13 protein-coding genes are annotated in these 16,992 nt (G+C 64.1%); 4 read left to right on the forward strand and 9 right to left on the reverse strand.

Going from position 1 to position 16,992, the window contains the following annotated elements:
* Positions 1-97: 97 nt before the first annotated feature.
* The 5 genes from AC3IYG_RS08000 to AC3IYG_RS08020 form a co-directional block, all read right to left on the reverse strand.
* Entirely contained in the window at positions 98-892 is a 795-nt protein-coding gene (locus AC3IYG_RS08000) for an enoyl-CoA hydratase/isomerase family protein (RefSeq protein ID WP_489313251.1), read from the reverse strand.
* Between the two features lie 127 nt (positions 893-1,019).
* Positions 1,020-2,180, reverse strand: coding sequence for a citronellyl-CoA dehydrogenase (gene atuD / locus AC3IYG_RS08005; protein WP_489313252.1), 1,161 nt, complete (start codon positions 2,178-2,180; stop codon positions 1,020-1,022).
* Between the two features lie 53 nt (positions 2,181-2,233).
* A complete protein-coding gene (gene atuC, locus AC3IYG_RS08010) occupies positions 2,234-3,850 on the reverse strand; it encodes a geranyl-CoA carboxylase subunit beta (RefSeq protein ID WP_489313253.1) in 1,617 nt (538 codons plus the stop codon).
* A 4-nt stretch (positions 3,851-3,854) separates the two neighbouring features.
* Entirely contained in the window at positions 3,855-4,724 is an 870-nt protein-coding gene (locus tag AC3IYG_RS08015; RefSeq protein WP_489313254.1) for an SDR family oxidoreductase, read from the reverse strand.
* 149 nt (positions 4,725-4,873) lie between these two features.
* A complete protein-coding gene (locus AC3IYG_RS08020; protein WP_489313255.1) occupies positions 4,874-6,661 on the reverse strand; it encodes an acyclic terpene utilization AtuA family protein in 1,788 nt (595 codons plus the stop codon).
* A gap of 228 nt (positions 6,662-6,889) precedes the next feature.
* On the opposite strand from AC3IYG_RS08020, the gene AC3IYG_RS08025 reads away from it, so the two are divergent.
* Together AC3IYG_RS08025 and AC3IYG_RS08030 are read left to right on the forward strand one after the other, a co-directional pair.
* Positions 6,890-7,513: a TetR/AcrR family transcriptional regulator gene (locus AC3IYG_RS08025; protein ID WP_489313256.1), complete on the forward strand. Its 624-nt coding sequence runs from the start codon at positions 6,890-6,892 to the stop codon at positions 7,511-7,513.
* Between the two features lie 46 nt (positions 7,514-7,559).
* Positions 7,560-8,402, forward strand: coding sequence for a substrate-binding periplasmic protein (locus AC3IYG_RS08030; protein ID WP_489313257.1), 843 nt, complete (start codon positions 7,560-7,562; stop codon positions 8,400-8,402).
* 51 nt (positions 8,403-8,453) lie between these two features.
* Here the strand turns inward: AC3IYG_RS08030 and AC3IYG_RS08035 are convergent, their stop codons facing one another.
* The gene (locus AC3IYG_RS08035) at positions 8,454-8,621 is read right to left on the reverse strand and encodes a DUF2897 family protein (protein WP_489313258.1); all 168 of its coding nucleotides are present in this window, start codon (positions 8,619-8,621) and stop codon (positions 8,454-8,456) included.
* 321 nt (positions 8,622-8,942) lie between these two features.
* Between AC3IYG_RS08035 and AC3IYG_RS08040 the strand changes: the two genes are divergently transcribed.
* Together AC3IYG_RS08040 and AC3IYG_RS08045 are read left to right on the forward strand one after the other, a co-directional pair.
* A complete protein-coding gene (locus AC3IYG_RS08040) occupies positions 8,943-10,247 on the forward strand; it encodes an ATP-binding protein (protein WP_489313259.1) in 1,305 nt (434 codons plus the stop codon).
* Positions 10,248-10,250: 3 nt separating this feature from the next.
* Positions 10,251-11,165 (forward strand): response regulator, encoded by a 915-nt coding sequence (locus tag AC3IYG_RS08045; RefSeq protein ID WP_489313260.1) that lies wholly within the window; start codon positions 10,251-10,253, stop codon positions 11,163-11,165.
* A 69-nt stretch (positions 11,166-11,234) separates the two neighbouring features.
* Here AC3IYG_RS08045 and gcvT read toward each other — a convergent pair whose 3' ends face one another.
* The 3 genes from gcvT to gcvP all read right to left on the reverse strand — a co-directional run bounded on the left by gcvT (position 11,235) and on the right by gcvP (position 16,990).
* Positions 11,235-12,353 carry a glycine cleavage system aminomethyltransferase GcvT gene (gene gcvT / locus AC3IYG_RS08050; protein ID WP_489313261.1) on the reverse strand — a complete coding sequence of 373 codons (1,119 nt, stop codon included), beginning with the start codon at positions 12,351-12,353 and terminating at the stop codon, positions 11,235-11,237.
* 116 nt (positions 12,354-12,469) lie between these two features.
* Positions 12,470-13,846: an L-serine ammonia-lyase gene (locus AC3IYG_RS08055; protein ID WP_489313262.1), complete on the reverse strand. Its 1,377-nt coding sequence runs from the start codon at positions 13,844-13,846 to the stop codon at positions 12,470-12,472.
* A 288-nt stretch (positions 13,847-14,134) separates the two neighbouring features.
* Positions 14,135-16,990 (reverse strand): aminomethyl-transferring glycine dehydrogenase, encoded by a 2,856-nt coding sequence (gcvP, locus tag AC3IYG_RS08060; protein ID WP_489313263.1) that lies wholly within the window; start codon positions 16,988-16,990, stop codon positions 14,135-14,137.
* Positions 16,991-16,992 lie beyond the last annotated feature (2 nt).

A 16,992-nucleotide genomic window follows, 5' to 3' on the forward strand; every position in this document is an offset into this window, starting at 1 on the left:
GCTGTTCGTAATCGTGGCGAGCGGGTGATTCGTGGGAGGGGCTTTAGCCGCGATGGGCATCATTGCGCTTTCGCGGCTAAAGCCCCCTTCCACAGGGTTAATGCGCCCACCTAGGTGGGCGTTTCTGTACGAATGCCAGGGTGCCCTCGACGCCCTCGGCGCCGGTGACGGCGGCGGCGAACTGTTTGGCGGCACTGTCCAGCAGCGGACCCAGGGCTTGGTTTTCGCTGGCCAGCAGCAGGGCTTTGGTCGCCGCGTTGGCCTGGGGTGCGCAGCTGCGTACCTGCTCCAGCACCTGTTGCAGGCGCGCCGCCACGGCTTCAGCGGTGCTTTCGCTGAAATGCACCAGGCCCAGGCGTTCGGCTTCACGACCATCGAAGCGGGCGGCGGTCAGGGCCAGGCGGCGAGTCTGGGTCAGACCGATGCGCTTGACCACGAACGGGGCGATCTGCGCCGGGATAATCCCCAGGCTGGTTTCCGGCAGGCCGAACTTGGCATCGACATGGGCGATGGCGACATCGGACACGCAGGCCAGGCCAAAGCCGCCGCCGAGCACCGCGCCTTCCAGCAGCGTGATCAACACCTGCGGCGCGCTCTGGGCTTCCTCCAGCAGGCTGCCGAAGGCGCGGTTCAGCTCGCGGTAAGCCTCGGGCCCTGCTGCCCGGGCGCCGGCCATGTCCTTGATATCGCCACCGGCACAGAAGTGCCCGCCCGCGCCGCAGAGCACCAAGGCGCGCACGTCGCGCTCATCGCGCACGGCCCTGAGCACCGCGCGCAGTTCCTCGACCATCCCCAGGCTCATGGCGTTGCGGCTCTCGGGACGATTGAGGGTGACGTGCAGGACGCCACCGTCGAGATTGAGCAGCAGGGTTTCGCAGTTAGGCAGCGGCATTTTTGCCTCTCTTGTGGTGATCGTTCCCACGCTCTGCGTGGGAATGCTCCTGGCGACGCTCCGCGCCGTTGGGACGCGGAGCGTCCCGTTATGGGTTCCCACGCGCAGCACGGGAGCCATCGGCGGCTCAGCCTTTCTTCTTGCCAGGCAAGATGCCCATCAGTTTGCAGATGATGCCGAGCATGATTTCGTCGGCACCGCCGCCGATGGAGACCAGGCGCACGTCACGGTAGGCACGCGACACCGGGTTGTCCCACATGAAGCCCATGCCGCCCCAGTACTGCAGGCAGCTGTCGCTGACTTCACGGCCCAGGCGCCCGGCCTTGAGCTTGGCCATCGAGGCGAGCTTGGTGACATCCTGACCACGCACATACATCTCGGTGGCCTGGTAGACCAGCGCGCGCAGGCATTCGATTTCGGTCGACAGCTCCGCCAGACGGAAGTGGATGACCTGGTTGTCGATCAGCGCATTGCCGAAGGTCTGGCGTTGCTTGCAGTACTCGATGGTGCTGTCGACGCAGTATTCCAGGCCCTTGATCATGTTGGCCGCGCCGAATAGGCGTTCTTCCTGGAATTGCAGCATTTGCATCATGAAGCCGGCGCCTTCGTGGCCGATGCGGTTGCGCTGCGGCACACGGACGTTGTCGAAGAACACCTGGGCGGTCTCCGAACTGCGCATGCCGAGCTTGTCCAGGTGCGGGCTGAGGCTGATGCCCGGGGTGTTCATCGGCACTACGATCAGCGACTTGTTGACGTGCGGTTTGTCGTCCGAGGTATTGGCCAGCAGGCACATGAAGTCGGCCGACGGCGAGTTGGTGATCCACATCTTGGCGCCGTTGATCACGTAGTCGTCGCCGTCTTTACGGGCAGTGGTCTTCAGTCCGGCGACGTCGGAACCGGCGCCGACTTCGGAGACGCCGATACAGCCGACCATTTCACCGGTAATCGCAGGGCGCAGGAACTCTTCGCGCAACTCATCGGAGCCGAAGCGCGCCAGGGCCGGGGTGCACATGTCGGTCTGCACGCCGATGGCCATCGGAATGCCACCGCAGTGGATGGTGCCGAACTCTTCGGCGGCGACAATCGAGTAGCTGTAATCGAGCCCCATGCCGCCGAATTTTTCCGGCTTGGAGATGCCCAGCAGACCGAGGTCGCCGGCTTTCTTGAAGATTTCGTGGATCGGGAAGCGCCCGGCCTTTTCCCATTCGTCGACATACGGGTTGATTTCCTTGTCGACGAAATTGCGCACGGTGCGGCGTAGTTCTTCGTGTTCCTGGGTAAAGATCATCTTCTTGTTCTCCTATTGTGCTGATCTCCCTTTCCCACAAGTGGGAGAGGGGATTAAAAGCGGGCAACCCCGAAGGTATTGGCTTTAAGCGGGCGGGCATCGGCCTCCGCGCAAATATCGAGCAAGTAACCGAGCAATTTACGCGTATCGCGCGGGTCGATCAGGCCGTCGTCCCACAGGCTGGCGGTGCCGTACAGCGCGGTGGACTGGCTGTCGAGCTTCTGTGCGGTGACGGTTTCCAGCATGTCGAGCATTTTCGGGTCGGCTTCCTTGCCTTCCTTGCGGTGCTTGTCCTCGGTGACGATGCGCAGCACCTTGCCGGCCTGGGCGCCGCCCATCACCGCGGTCTTGCTGTTGGGCCAGGCGAAGATGAAACGCGGGTCCAGGCCACGGCCGCACATGGCGTAGTTGCCGGCGCCGTAGGAGCCGCCGACCACGATGGTCAGCTTCGGCACGCGGGCGTTGGCCACCGCCTGGATCAGCTTGGAGCCGTGCTTGATCACGCCCTGCTGTTCGGACTCGGTGCCGACCATGAAGCCGGTGGTGTTGTGAAAGAACAGGATCGGCGTATTGCTTTGGTCGCAGAGCTGGATGAACTGCGCGGCCTTGACCGCACCTTTGGGCGTGATCGGCCCGTTGTTGCCGATAAAACCGCAGGGCTGGCCTTCGATCTGCAGGTGGCCGCAGATGGTCTGGTTATCGAACTCCGGCTTGAAGTCGAGAAACTGCGAGCCGTCGGCGATGCGGGCGATGATCTCGCGCACGTCGTAGGGTTTTTTCGGGTCCGCCGGGACGACGCCGAGCAGTTCCTCGATCGGGTAGAGCGGCTCGTTGCAAGTCTTTGCCGGGCGCTGCGGCAGTTGCGCGTTCCACGGCAGCATGCCGATGATCTCCCGTGCGATGCGCACGCCATCGGCATCGTTTTCGGCCAGGTACTCGGCGGTGCCGGCGATCTGGGCGTGCATCTCGGCACCGCCGAGTTCTTCATCGGTGGCCACTTCGCCGGTGGCGGCTTTCAGCAGCGGCGGGCCGGCGAGGAACATCTTGGCCTTGCCGCGTACCACCACCGTGTAGTCCGACAAGCCAGGCTGATAAGCCCCGCCGGCGGTGCTGGAGCCATGCACCACGGTGATCTGCGGCAGGCCCATGGCCGACATGCGCGCCTGGTTGGCGAAGCCGCGGGCACCCTCGACGAAAATCTCTGCCGCGTAATTGAGGTTGGCACCGCCGCTCTCCGCCAGGGTCACCACCGGCAGTTTGTTCTCGAAGGCGATCTGTTGCAGGCGCAGGGTCTTCTTCAGGCCGCTGGGCGAGATGGTGCCGCCCTTGATCGCACTGTTGCTGGCATTGATCAGGCAGCGCACGCCGGCGATATAGCCGATACCGGAAATGATGCCGCCGCCGGCCTGGGTGCCATCTTTATCGTCATGCAATTTATAGCCGGCCAGCGAGGCCAGTTCGAGGAACGGCGCGCCGGGGTCGAGCAGCAAACTCAAGCGTTCGCGGGGTAGTAACTGGCCGCGCTTGTCGAACTTCGGCTTGGCTTCGGCAGCCTTGTCCAGCACCTTCTGTTCGATCTCGCGAAAGCTGGCGATGGTCGCCAGCATGGCCTCGCGGTTCTGCGCGTAGCCTTCGCTGTGGGCGTCTAGTTCAGACTGAATAACTGACATCGCGTTACTCCTGGTCCTTCAAAACATCAGGCAGGAAAGCCCGGTGGAAGCCGTTGTAGGACTTGCTGTTCTGCGCTTTGTGTAGCGGCCAGGCGCGGCTGCCCTGGGTAGCGGCACCGTCGATGCGAATGGTGTTGCCGCTGATAAAGGCAGCGCCCGGCGATAGCAGGAAGACGATGGCCGCCGAGACTTCCGACTCGGTGCCGATACGTTTCAACGGCACATGCTCACGGAGCGTGGGGATCACGGCCTTGAACGCGCCTTCGTAGGTGTCCATGCCGCTGGAGGCGATCCAGCCCGGCGCCACGGCATTCACTCGCACCCCGGCATAGCCCCACTCGAACGCGGCAGTTTTGGTGAAGTTCTCCATGCCCGCACGGGCGGCGCCGGAGTGGCCCATGCCAGGCATGCCGCCCCACATGTCGGCGAGCATGTTGACGATGCTGCCGCCGTGCTTGCTCATGGACTGATTGAACACTTCGCGGGCGACCAGGAAACCACCGACCAGATTGGTGCGCACCACGGTCTCGAAACCTTTCTGGTTGATCGAGGCGAGCGGGGCGGGGTATTGGCCACCGGCGTTGTTGACCAGGTGCTGGATCGGCCCGCGCTCAGCAATCACTGCGGCGACCATGCTTTTGACCGACTCTTCCTCGCGAATATCGCAGACCTGCCAACTGACGCTACCGCCGTCCTCGACGATTTCAGCGGCAGTTTTTTCCAGCTTGTCCAGCTTGCGCCCGACCAGCACCACATGGGCGCCGAGAGCCGCCAGTTCATGGGCGGTGCAACGGCCAATACCGCTACCGCCGCCGGTGACCAGGATGGTTTGGCCGCTGAACAGGCCGGGTTTGAAGACTGAGTCGTACGTCATGTCGATCGTTTCCCTATTCGTCTCTCGTAGGGTGGGTTAGGCCTCTGGCCGTAACCCACCATCGGTACCGTCAGGTACCGCCTGACACCTGAGTGGCCGGCTCGGTGAGCCGGTTGGTGGGTTACGCCTGCGGCTAACCCACCCTACGTTCACAGCTGATCGGCGATGGCTTTGGGCACCGGCACCGGGAATTCCAGCAGTTGCTGGGCGAAGGCTTTGCCCTGCGGGTCGATGCGCAGGCTGGCGACACCGCCGCCGCCCAGGGCGTTTTCCAGCAGGAAGTTCAGACCCTCGCAACCCGGCAGGTACCAGCGGCTGATGCGCCCGGTCTGTGGGTCGAGCACATGATTCATCCAGTCGGCGAGCGCTTCGACGCTGAGTGCCGTGGCGATCCAGGGCAGGTACTCGGGCTTGCGCGCCATGACCCCGATATTGCTGTGGTTGCCCTTGTCGCCGGAGCGCGCCACCGCCAGTTTGATCAGCGGCACGCTGGCATCGGCGAGGTCTATTGGCTGCGCGGGTTCGCAGGCGTCCTGCAGGGCGGCTGGGTCGTAGCTGGCCAGTTGCGGCAGGGTCACGACGTGGCGTTCGCCCGCCAGCTCGACCTCTAACCGGCAGGCGGCTTTGTCGACCAGGAAGGAGAACAGGCGGATCACCGGGTACACGGTCGGTCGACCGCCGACTATGCCGGTCAGCCCGGGCGCCATGCCGGTGGCGGCCTGGGCGATCTCGCGGGAGAACAGCACCAGGGCTTCCTTCTTGCTGTGGCGCACGGCCAGCTTGATCACCACTTCACGGGTGTCCTGGCGTTGGCCGTGGGGGCCGTAGGTCGCTTCGCTGCCGAGCAGTTCGATATTCACTTCGCGGTACGGGCCCCAGCCGCGTTCGGCGAAAATTTCCTCGGTCTTGGCAATGATCGCCCGGCTTACCCGTTCGGCCTTTTTCACCGCGTCGATCCCGGCGATCAGGCAACTGGCGGTGCAGCGGAAACCATCCGGGTGGGTGGCGCTGACCTTGTACTGCTGGGTGGGCGGCAGGCCGCGGGCACCCTTGAGTTCGACCCGGTTGTCACCGACCTGGGCCAGTTCGACCTGGGTGAAGTCGCAGACCACGTCCGGCAACAGATAGGCGCGGGGGTCGCCGATTTCATAGAGCATCTGCTCGCCCACGGTGAACGGTGTGATCAGACCGCCGGAACCTTGCGGTTTGCTCACGACGAAACGGCCATCGGCCTGTACCTCGATCACCGGGAAGCCGATATGTTCGTAGTCCGGCACCGACTCCCAGTCGGTGAAATTGCCGCCGGTGCACTGCGCGCCGCATTCGATGATGTGTCCGGCCAGGGCGGCCTGGGCCAGTTTGTCGTAATCGCTCCAGCGCCAGCCGAACTCATGCACGAGGGCGGCGCTGACCACCGCACTGTCGACCACGCGCCCGGTGATGACGATGTCGGCGCCCTGGGCGAGGGCTTCGACTATGCCCGGCGCACCGAGGTAAGCATTGACCGATACGCACATGGGCGGCAGTGCGGCGCCGGTGAACATCTCGCGGACGCCGGTTTTGTTCAGTTCATTGAGCGTGGGTTGCAGGTTGTCGCCATGCAAAACAGCGATTTTCAGCTGCACGCCGGCTTTTTCGCAGGCGGCGGCCATGGCCTTGGCGCAGGCCTGCGGGTTGACGCCGCCGGCGTTGCTGATCACGCGGATGTTCTTGGCGGCGATTTCCTGCAGCAGTGGTGCCAGCACTTCGATGAAGTCGCCGGCATAGCCTTGTTCGGGGTTCTTCATCCGTGCGCCGGCCATCAGCGACATGGTGATCTCGGCCAGGTAGTCGAACACCAGGTAATCGAGGTCACTGCCACGAACCAATTGAGCAGCGGCGGTGGAGGTGTCGCCCCAGAAGGCAGAGGCGCAACCGATGCGTACGGTCTTGGTCATTGTAATTATCCGCGACACGGGAAGTGGTGTGACAAACACTACCAAGCAAGCGCTTGGTTGAAAAGCCCCATGAGTGAGCTTTCTACCCTAAAGAATGGCCAAGCGCTTGCTTGGTTGCCTCTTCAAGCATAAATTTCACTAACGACGACAAGCACTTGCTGGCTCCTGTTGATCCTTTATAGGGATCGCGGGCTGGGCAAACGAGAAGACAGGCGGGGAGCAACAAGCGTGGATGATCAACAAGCCCAGGCGGTGATGCGCGATTTGGTCGCCAGCGGCCAGATCACGGACCCGGACAGCGCGCGCGGCAAACTGCTGCAGACGGCCGCGCACCTGTTCCGCAGCAAAGGCTACGAGCGCACCACGGTGCGCGATCTGGCCGGTGCGGTGGGCATTCAGTCCGGCAGCATCTTTCACCATTTCAAGAGCAAGGATGAAATCCTCCGTTCGGTCATGGAGGAAACCATCCGCTACAACACGGCGCTGATGAATGCCGCCCTGGTAACTGCGGGCACTGTGCGCGAGCGGGTGCTGGCGTTGATTCGTTGCGAGCTGCAGTCGATCATGGGCGGCACGGGCGAGGCGATGGGGGTTTTGGTCTACGAGTGGCGTTCATTGTCCGAAGAGGGGCAGGCCTATATCCTCGATCTGCGCGGTACCTACGAGCAGATCTGGCTCAAGGTACTTGGCGAGGCCAAGCACGCCGGCTACTTCAGCGGCGACCCGTTCATCCAGCGGCGCTTTCTCACCGGGGCCTTGTCCTGGACCACCACCTGGTTCCGTCCGGAGGGGCCGATGACGCTGGACCAGTTGGCTGAGGAAGCGTTGTCATTGGTCATCAAGGTCGAATAAAACGTGCTGTAACATCAGGTTTGCGCGATCAGCGCTTTTAATAAGGATGTTGGGGGTTGTGGTGTTAAATCTGCGCCGTGCATTGGACACTCTTGGGTTGTTGTGCTGTACGGCCTTTTGCTTGCCCGTGCTGGCTGAGCAGTTGGTGCGCGTCGGGTCCGTGCATTTCCCGCCTTATGTCTTCAAGCAAGAGCAGGGCAAGAGCGAGAGGGGCTTGCTGCACGAGTTGCTCGTTGCGCTCAATCAGGCGCAAAACGAGTATCGATTTATCGCGATACCGACTTCGCTGCCCCGGCGTTACCGCGATTTCGAGCAAGGCCGGATCGACATGGCGATCTTCGAAAACCCGCAATGGGGCTGGCAGACGATTGCCCACGACGCCGTCGACATGGGCCTGGAGGATGCCGAGGTGTTCGTGGCCCGGGCCGTTCAGGGGCGTGACCAAAGTTACTTCAACGAGTTGCACGGCAAGCGTTTGGCGCTCTATAGCGGCTATCACTATGGCTTTGCCGACTTCAATTCCGACCCCCAGTACCTGGCTGATAATTTCAACGCCAAGTTGACCTACTCCCACGACAGCAACCTGTCGATGGTGTTGCGTGGGCGCGCCGAGATTGCACTGGTGACGCGCTCGTACCTGGGCGATTTCCTGGCGCGCCACCGCGAAAGCGCCGGCCAGTTCCTGGTCTCGCTGCGCGCCGACCAGACCTATCGGCATTACGCCCTGCTGCGCCCACAGGCGCCCATCAGTGCTGAGGCGTTCAGCGCGTTAATGCAGGGGCTGCGCAGCCGAGGACAACTCATGGAGGTCTTCGGCCGCTATCAGATCGCTGTCATGCCTGCGGTCGAGGGTGGCTTGAGAGCGAACAGCCCAAGCGCAGCGCAATAGCCACGCCTCGCGCGGTTCGGAGGAGGGCGCGTGGGCACGGCCAGTGCTGAACTAACGGTCCTGCGCGTCTTGGGCATCCATCTCGGCGTTGCGTTCATGGATGCGTTTCAGTTGCTCGTCGGTTAGCGGCAGCTTTTTCGCGGTGTCGCGCAGCATCAGCAAACCACCGACGATCGAGCCGATGGCGACCAGCATGATCAGCCAGGCGTACCAGGGCATAGGGTTCTCCTTGAGATGCGATGCGTGGTTGATAACGGGGCGTGATCAACGCCACGGCGTCGCGGCACTACAGGGTTTCGATCAGCCCACGCTGTGAGCGTGCCAGACATCTTGACCTGTTTTTACCATACGCTCAGGCCCTGGCGCTGTCAGATAAAAGCCTCTTCCCGAGCCGCCAAACGCCGCGCCACGGTGGCCCGCAGCGCTGTGACCAACAGATGAATGCAGCGACAAGCTGTTAACTGGACGTGACAGCTGTCACATGCTGGCAACTTGACGCTGTTTGAATGGCGAGCTTCTTACTTCGGGAAGTGTCCGTCCATGATCGCCGAAAGTGCCCTGAGTCGCCTGCTCAAACCCGTCGCGCCGCTGTTGCCGAGCATGAGCATCAGCGACGTGGCCGACCGTTTGCTGACCCCCGAACACAAGGCCTTTCTGTCCCTGCCGGTGGTCGACGCCGATGAGCGCCCGGTGGGGCTGGTCAGCCGCTCGAAGTTGCAGGACATCTTCATGCAGCGCTTCGGGCGCGACTTGCGCGGTCGTCATCCGATTCAGGAGGTGATGAACCCGACGCCGCTGGTGGTCAGCCTGGATACCAGCCTGGACGAAGCGGCCAAGCAGATCACCGGCCAGCTGCAATACCCGATCACCGAAGACTTCATTCTGGTCGACGCCGCTGGCCGCTATCAGGGAATCGGCACGGTACTCGACCTGCTCAAGGCCATGGAAGCGCGCATCGCTCAGCGCAACACAGTGCTGCGCAAGGCCCTGGTCGATCTCAAGGAGTCGCAGACCCAACTGGTGCAGTCGGAAAAGATGGCTTCCCTCGGGCAGATGGTCGCCGGCGTCGCCCACGAACTGAACACCCCGCTGGGCTATGTGAAGAACAACGTCGAATTGCTGCGCGAGCTGAGTGCGCCGTTGTTTCTGCTGGCCGAGACCCAGGCCGCCCTGGCCGATTGCCTGGCCGACCCGGCCTGCACCGAGGCGCGCCTGGCCCAGGCGCTGGCACAGGCCGCCAGCGTTCGCGAGCAGGCGGCACCCGAGCTGTTGGTGGATGACCTGAATCAGCTGTTCGGTGACACCCTTTATGGCCTTGGGCAGATCGCCGAACTGGTCGTTGGCCTCAAGGATTTTGCCCGCCTCGATCGTGCCATGAGCGATGAGGTCGACCTCAACGACTGCATTCGCAGCGCATTGGTGATCGCCCGCAACAACATCAAGGACAAGGCTGAAGTGATCTCGCAGCTCGGCGAGTTGCCGCGCATCGCTTGCGCGCCTTCGCAGATCAACCAGGTGCTGCTCAATCTGCTGACCAATGCCGCCCAGGCGATTGAGGGTTTCGGTCAAATTCTGCTGAAAACCTGGGCCGACGAGGCGGCGGTGTTCGTCTCGGTACAAGACAGCGGCCGTGGCATGCCACCGGAGGTGCTGGCGCGGATTTTCGATCCGTTTTTCACCACCAAACCGGTCGGGCAGGGCACCGGTCTGGGCCTGTCGATCAGCTTCAAGATCATCCAAGACCACGGTGGCGTGATCCGCGTTGCCTCGGAACCCGGCCGTGGCACGCGCTTTTTGCTACGTCTGCCGCGCGCCCAAAGCGCCGAACTGAAATGGAGTGCCTGAGAGATGAGCCTGCCGATTCGTATCCTCTTTATCGACGACGAAGAGCGCATCCTGCGCAGCCTGGCGCTGCAGTTCCGGCGCCAATACGAGGTATTGACCGAAAGCGACCCGCGCCGCGCCCTGGAACGGCTGAAAAGCGAGCCGGTGCACATCATCGTCAGCGATCAGCGTATGCCGCAGATGACGGGCGCACAGTTGTTGGCCGAGGCCCGGGAGATCGCACCGGAAACCCTGCGCATTCTGCTCACCGGCTACTCGGACCTGGATGCGGCGGTGGAAGCGTTGAACAGCGGCGGTATTTTTCGTTACCTGACCAAGCCCTGGGATCAGCAGGAAATGGCCTTCACCCTGCGCCAGGCCGCCGAAATCGCCGCACGCCAGGCCCAGGCGCCGGTGACCGCGGCGACCAGTGAGTTGTCTGCGCCGCTAAATGTGCTGCTGCTGGACGAGGATGCCGACACGCTGGCCAGCGTCGGCGACTTCTGCAGCGCCGCCGGCCACCGTTTGCTGCGCGCCCGCACGCTGGCCGAAGCCCTGGCAGTGCTGAACCAGGAACCGGTGCACCTGTTGATCAGCGACCTCAAGCTGGGCGGCGAAGACACCGCGCCGCTGATGAAAAGCCTGGCCCAGGCCCATCCGCGCTTACTGACCCTGGTGGTCACGCCGTTCTGCGATACCCAGGCGTTGTTGAAGTTGATCAACGAGGCGCAGATCTTTCGTTACCTGCCTAAACCGATTCGTCGCGGCCTGTTCGAAAAAGGCCTGAAAGCGGCGGCGGAGCAGGCGCTGATCTGGCGGGCCGAGCCGACGCTGCTGGTGAGCCGCGCGGCTGCCGCGCCGAAGGACGAGCAGGAGAGGGAGAAGGTCGGCAGTTTGTTCGGCATGCTGGGGCGCCTGCGCGAGCGGCTGACGGCCTGACACCGCTGCCACCGCCAACACTCGAACCGTGGGAGCGGCTTCAGCCGTGATGGAGCCAGCGCCCGGCGCTTACCCGCGGTAATAACGCTGTGGCACGAACGGCGTTTTGGCGACCCTCATCGGCACGCGCTTGCCGCGCACGACCGCCCAGACCACGCTGTCCAGCGCGGCGTGGGCGCTGTCCAGGTAGCCCATGGCCAGCGGCGCGCCCAGGGTCGGGCCGAAACCGCCGCTGCAAACCTGGCCAAGCAGCGTGCCGTCGGCATCGACGATCTCGCTGCCTTCACGTACCGGTGTGCGCTCTTGCGGCAGCAGGCCGACGCGCTTGCTCGGTACGCCGTTCTGCTGCTGCGCGAGGATGCGTTCGGCGCCGGGGAAACCGCCGGCCCGTGCGCCGCCCGCCCGCCGCGCTTTCGAGATGGCCCAAGCGAGGCCGGCTTCGATTGGCGTGGTGCTGCTGTTCATGTCATGGCCGTACAGGCACAGGCCGGCTTCCAGGCGCAGCGAGTCGCGCGCACCGAGGCCGATGGGTTGCACGTGCGGGTCGGCCAGCAGGCTACGTGCCAGCTTTTCTGCGTGTTCGGCTGGAACGGAGATCTCGAAGCCATCTTCGCCGGTGTAGCCGGAGCGGCTGACGAAGCAGTCGACGCCCAGCAGGGCCACGCGGGCGAACTGCATGAAGGTCATCTGCGCGACTTCCGGCGCCAGGCGCGCCAGCACCTTGACGGCAGCCGGGCCCTGGAGGGCGAGCAGGGCGCGGTCGAAGTGCGCTTCGACTTCGCACTGGCCGGCCAGGTTTTTTTGCAGATGGGCCAGGTCTTCATGCTTGCAGGCGGCGTTGACCACCAGGAACAGGTGGTCGTAGGCGTTGGCCACCATCAGGTCGTCGAGGATGCCGCCTTCGGCGTTGGTGAACATGGCGTAGCGCTGCATGCCCACCGGCAGGTCGACGATGTCGACCGGCACCAGGCTTTCCAAGGCGTTGGCCGCACCTTCGCCGCGCAGGATGATCTGCCCCATGTGCGAGACGTCGAACAGGCCGGCCTGCTCGCGGGTGTGCTGGTGCTCCTTGAGCACGCCGAGCGGGTATTGCACCGGCATGTCATAGCCGGCGAACGGCACCATGCGTGCGCCCAGCTCCAGGTGCAAGGCGTGTAGTGGCGTTTTCGCCAGGGTTTCGGTGGTCATGGTTCGCTCCAGAGCTAAAAGAAAATGTGATCTGTAGGAGCGGGCCATGCCCGCGATGCGCTTGCTGGAAGGGCCTTCGCGGGCATGGCCCGCTCCTACGGGATGCTATGAATGCATCAACATTCGATGATGTTGACCGCCAGGCCGCCCCGGGCGGTTTCCTTGTACTTGTTGTTCATGTCGGCGCCGGTCTGGCGCATGGTGCGGATCACCTTGTCGAGCGAGACGTAGTGCTGACCATCGCCGCGCAGGGCCATGCGCGCGGCGTTGATGGCCTTCACCGAGCCCATGGCATTGCGTTCGATGCACGGCACCTGGACCAGCCCGCCGATTGGGTCGCAGGTCAGGCCGAGGTTATGCTCCATACCGATTTCCGCCGCGTTTTCCACCTGCTGCGGGGTGCCGCCGAGCACTTCGCAGAGCGCCCCGGCCGCCATCGAACAGGCCACGCCGACTTCGCCCTGGCAGCCGACTTCCGCGCCGGAGATCGAGGCGTTTTCCTTGTAGAGAATGCCGATGGCCGCGGCGGTCAGCAGAAAGCGCACCACGCCGTCGTCGTTCGCCCCGGGGATGAAGCGCGTGTAGTAGTGCAGCACCGCCGGGACGATGCCGGCGGCGCCATTGGTCGGCGCGGTCACCACCCGTCCGCCGCTGGCGTTTTCCTCGTTGACCGCCAGGGCATAGAGGTTGACCCAGTCGAGCACCGACAGCGCATCGCGCAGCGCGGCCTCGGGGTGCTGGCAGAGTTGCCGGTGCAGTGCGGCGGCACGCCGTTTGACCTTCAGCCCGCCGGGCATGATGCCTTCGTTGCGACAGCCGGCTTCGACGCAGTCCTGCATCACCTGCCAGATGCGCAGCAGGCCGGCGCGGGTTTCCGCTTCCGGGCGCCAGGCGCTTTCGTTGACCAGCATCAACTGGCTGAAGGAAAAGCCCTGCTCGGCACAGTGGGCCAACAGTTCCTTGCCGCTCTTGAACGGGTAGGTCAGCGGCGTGGTGTCCTCGACGATCCGGTCGGCACCGGCGGCATCCTGGTCGACGACGAAGCCGCCACCGACCGAGTAGTACTCGCGGCTGCGGATCTGCAGGCCGGCAGCATCGAAGGCGCGAAAGATCATGCCGTTGGGATGGAAGGCCAGCGGCTTGCGGATCATCGCCAGGTGCTGTTTTTCGACGAAGGTGATTGCATGCTCGCCCAGCAGGTTGAGTTGGCCGGCGCTGCGGATGGTGGCCAGGCGCGCGTCGATACCCGCCGTGTCCACCGTGTCCGGGTGTTCACCTTCGAGGCCGAGCAGTACGGCCTTGTCGCTGCCGTGGCCCTTGCCGGTGGCGCCGAGGGAGCCATACAGCTCCACTTTCACCGTGGCGGTGGGCTGTAGCAGGTCGTCGCGCCGCAGGCCTTCGGCAAAGCGCGCAGCCGCGCGCATCGGCCCGACCGTATGGGAGCTGGAGGGGCCGATACCGATCTTGAACAGGTCGAAAACGCTGAGTGACATAAGGCCTCGGGTAGGGTGGATGACGCTCTGTTCATCCACCGTTACGGAGATGGTGGGCGGTGGATGAAAAAGGCCTCATCCACCCTACGGTTATCTAGTCAGCTTAGACCCGCAAGCACGTACAACCCGGCGACCTGACCACGGGCACGTTCGGGCTACGTAAAACCAACATAGGGTGGATGACGCTCTGTTCATCCACCGTTGCGCAGGCCGCGGTGGAGGTGGGAGCGGTGGATGAGAAAAGCGTCATCCACCCTGCGGAGCTGCAAAACCCATCGGAACTTTGCGTTAGGCGTTTTCGTACTCGCTGATCGACGGGCAGGAGCAGACCAGGTTGCGGTCGCCGTAGACGTTGTCGATCCGCGCCACCGGCGGCCAGTACTTGCCTTCCACCAGGCTCGCCAATGGGTAGGCGGCCTGTTCGCGGCTGTAGGCGTGGGGCCACTCGCCGAGCAGTTCCTGGGCGGTGTGCGGGGCGTTCTTCAACGGGTTGTCCTGACCGTCCAGCTCGCCACGCTCCACCGCGCGGATTTCCTCGCGGATGCTGATCATGGCGTCGCAGAAGCGATCCAGCTCTTCCTTGGATTCGCTCTCGGTCGGCTCGATCATCAGGGTGCCGGCCACCGGGAAGGACATGGTCGGTGCGTGGAAACCGTAGTCGATCAGGCGCTTGGCCACGTCGTCGACGCTGATGCCGCTGCTGTCTTTCAGCGGGCGCAGGTCGAGGATGCATTCGTGGGCGACCAGGCCGTTGCCGCCGGCGTAGAGCACCGGGTAATGCTCTTCCAGGCGGCTGGCGATGTAGTTGGCGCTGAGAATCGCCAGTTGCGAGGCGCGCTTGAGGCCTTCGCCGCCCATCATCTTCAGGTACATCCAGGAGATCGGCAGGATGCTGGCGCTGCCATAGGGCGCGGCGCTGACCGCGCCTTGCTTGTGCGCGCTGTGGCCGTGGCCGGGCAGGAAGGGGATCAGGTGCGACTTGACGCCGATCGGGCCGACGCCCGGGCCGCCGCCGCCGTGGGGGATGCAGAAGGTTTTGTGCAGGTTCAGGTGCGAGACGTCGCCGCCGAACTTGCCCGGTGCGCAGAGACCGACCATGGCGTTCATGTTGGCGCCGTCAATGTACACCTGGCCGCCGTTGTCGTGGACGATGGCGCAGATTTCGCGGATCGCTTCCTCGAACACGCCGTGGGTGGACGGGTAGGTGATCATCAAGGCGGCCAGGCGCTCCTTGTGCTCAAGGGCCTTGGCGCGCAGGTCTTCGACATCGACGTTGCCGCGTGCGTCGCAGGCGGTGACCACCACGCGCATGCCGGCCATGTTGGCGGTGGCCGGGTTGGTGCCGTGGGCGGAAGAGGGGATCAGGCAGATGTCGCGCTGATCGTCGCCACGGCTGAGGTGATAGGCGCGGATCGCCAGCAGGCCGGCGTACTCGCCTTGGGAACCGGCGTTGGGCTGCAGGGACACGGCGTCATAGCCGGTGGCCGAGCAGAGCATGGCTTCCAGTTCGTCGGTCAGTTGTTGATAACCCTGGCTTTGTTCGGCCGGCACGAAGGGGTGCAAACCACCGAAGGCTGCCCAGGTGATCGGCATCATCTCGCTGGCGGCGTTGAGCTTCATGGTGCAGGAGCCCAGCGGAATCATGGTCCGGTCCAGCGCCAGGTCCTTGTCGGCGAGGCGGCGCAGGTAGCGCATCAACTCGGTTTCCGAGTGGTAGCGGTTGAATGAAGGGTGCTGCAGGAAGCTCGACTCACGCAGCAGCGCGGCCGGCAGGCGGCTGGCGACGGACGCGGCCAGGGCGGCGAAGTCCGGCAGGCTCTGGCCGTCGGCGAACAGCGCCCAGAGGTTCTCGATATCGGCCTGGGTGGTGGTTTCGTCGAGCGACAGACCAAGCTGCTGCGCGTCGATCTCACGCAGGTTGATCTGTTGGGCGCGGGCCTTGGCGTGCAGGTCGGCAGTGCGTGTGCCGGTGCTGAGGGTCAGGGTGTCGAAGAAGTGCGTCTGTTCGACCGTCTGGCCGAGCTGGGTAAGACCTTCGGCCGCGATCACCGTCAGCCGGTGCACGCGCTTGGCGATCCGGCTCAGGCCTTGCGGGCCGTGGTAGACGGCGTACATGCCGGCGATATTGGCCAGCAGCACCTGGGCGGTGCAGATGTTGCTGGTGGCCTTTTCGCGGCGGATATGTTGTTCGCGGGTTTGCATGGCCAGGCGGAACGCCGGCTTGCCGTGGCGGTCGATCGACACGCCGACCAGGCGGCCGGGCATGTCGCGCTTGAACGCGTCGCGGGTGGCGAAATAGGCGGCGTGCGGGCCGCCGAAGCCGAGCGGTACACCGAAGCGCTGGGCGCTGCCGATGGCCACGTCGGCGTCGAACTCGCCCGGCGGGGTCAGCAGGGTCAGGGCCAGCAGGTCGGCGGCCACGGCCACCAGGGCATTGGCGGCATGGAAACGCTGCACCAGTTCGCGGTAATCGAAGATGTCACCGCCGCTGGTGGGGTATTGCAGCAGGCAGCCGAAGTAGGCCGAGGCATCGCCGATCTCGCGCTCATCGCCGACCACCACGTCGATACCCAGCGGCTCGGCGCGGGTGCGCAGCACATCGAGGGTTTGCGGGTGGCAATGGCGCGAGGCGAAGAACGCCTGGCTGGCCTTGTTTTTCGACAGGCGCTTGCAGAAGGTCATGGCTTCGGCCGCGGCGGTGGCTTCATCGAGCAGCGAGGCGTTGGCGATCTGCAGGCCGGTGAGGTCGCAGATCATGGTCTGGAAGTTCAGCAGCGCTTCCAGGCGACCTTGGGAAATCTCCGGCTGGTAGGGTGTGTAGGCGGTGTACCAGGCCGGGTTTTCCAGCAGGTTGCGCAGGATCGGCGCCGGTGTGTGGGTGCCGTAGTAACCCTGGCCGATGTAGGTCTTGAACAGTTGGTTCTTCGCCGCGATAGCCTGGATTTCAGCCAGGGCCTGGGCTTCGCCGAGGCCTTGCGGAAGGTCGAGCACGCTGGTGCCCTTGATGCTGTCGGGGATGACGCTGGCGCTCATGGCTTCCAGGGAGTCATAGCCCAGCTGCTGCAACATGGCATTGATATCGGCAACGCGCGGGCCGATGTGGCGGGCGATGAATTCGTCACGGGTGTCGAGGGCGATGGTCATGG

The sequence above is a fragment of the Pseudomonas sp. KH_027 genome, from assembly GCF_057838565.1.

Excerpts from the sequence above, each read along its gene's own strand:
- AC3IYG_RS08000 (WP_489313251.1), bottom strand. The coding sequence starts at position 892 with ATGCCGCTGCCTAACTGCGAAACCCTGCTGCTCAATCTCGACGGTGGC.
- atuD (WP_489313252.1), bottom strand. The coding sequence starts at position 2,180 with ATGATCTTTACCCAGGAACACGAAGAACTACGCCGCACCGTGCGCAAT.
- atuC (WP_489313253.1), bottom strand. The coding sequence starts at position 3,850 with ATGTCAGTTATTCAGTCTGAACTAGACGCCCACAGCGAAGGCTACGCG.
- AC3IYG_RS08015 (WP_489313254.1), bottom strand. The coding sequence starts at position 4,724 with ATGACGTACGACTCAGTCTTCAAACCCGGCCTGTTCAGCGGCCAAACC.
- AC3IYG_RS08020 (WP_489313255.1), bottom strand. The coding sequence starts at position 6,661 with ATGACCAAGACCGTACGCATCGGTTGCGCCTCTGCCTTCTGGGGCGAC.
- AC3IYG_RS08030 (WP_489313257.1), top strand. The coding sequence starts at position 7,560 with ATGTTGGGGGTTGTGGTGTTAAATCTGCGCCGTGCATTGGACACTCTT.
- AC3IYG_RS08035 (WP_489313258.1), bottom strand. The coding sequence starts at position 8,621 with ATGCCCTGGTACGCCTGGCTGATCATGCTGGTCGCCATCGGCTCGATC.
- AC3IYG_RS08040 (WP_489313259.1), top strand. The coding sequence starts at position 8,943 with ATGATCGCCGAAAGTGCCCTGAGTCGCCTGCTCAAACCCGTCGCGCCG.
- AC3IYG_RS08045 (WP_489313260.1), top strand. The coding sequence starts at position 10,251 with ATGAGCCTGCCGATTCGTATCCTCTTTATCGACGACGAAGAGCGCATC.
- gcvT (WP_489313261.1), bottom strand. The coding sequence starts at position 12,353 with ATGACCACCGAAACCCTGGCGAAAACGCCACTACACGCCTTGCACCTG.
- AC3IYG_RS08055 (WP_489313262.1), bottom strand. The coding sequence starts at position 13,846 with ATGTCACTCAGCGTTTTCGACCTGTTCAAGATCGGTATCGGCCCCTCC.
- gcvP (WP_489313263.1), bottom strand. The coding sequence starts at position 16,990 with ATGACCATCGCCCTCGACACCCGTGACGAATTCATCGCCCGCCACATC.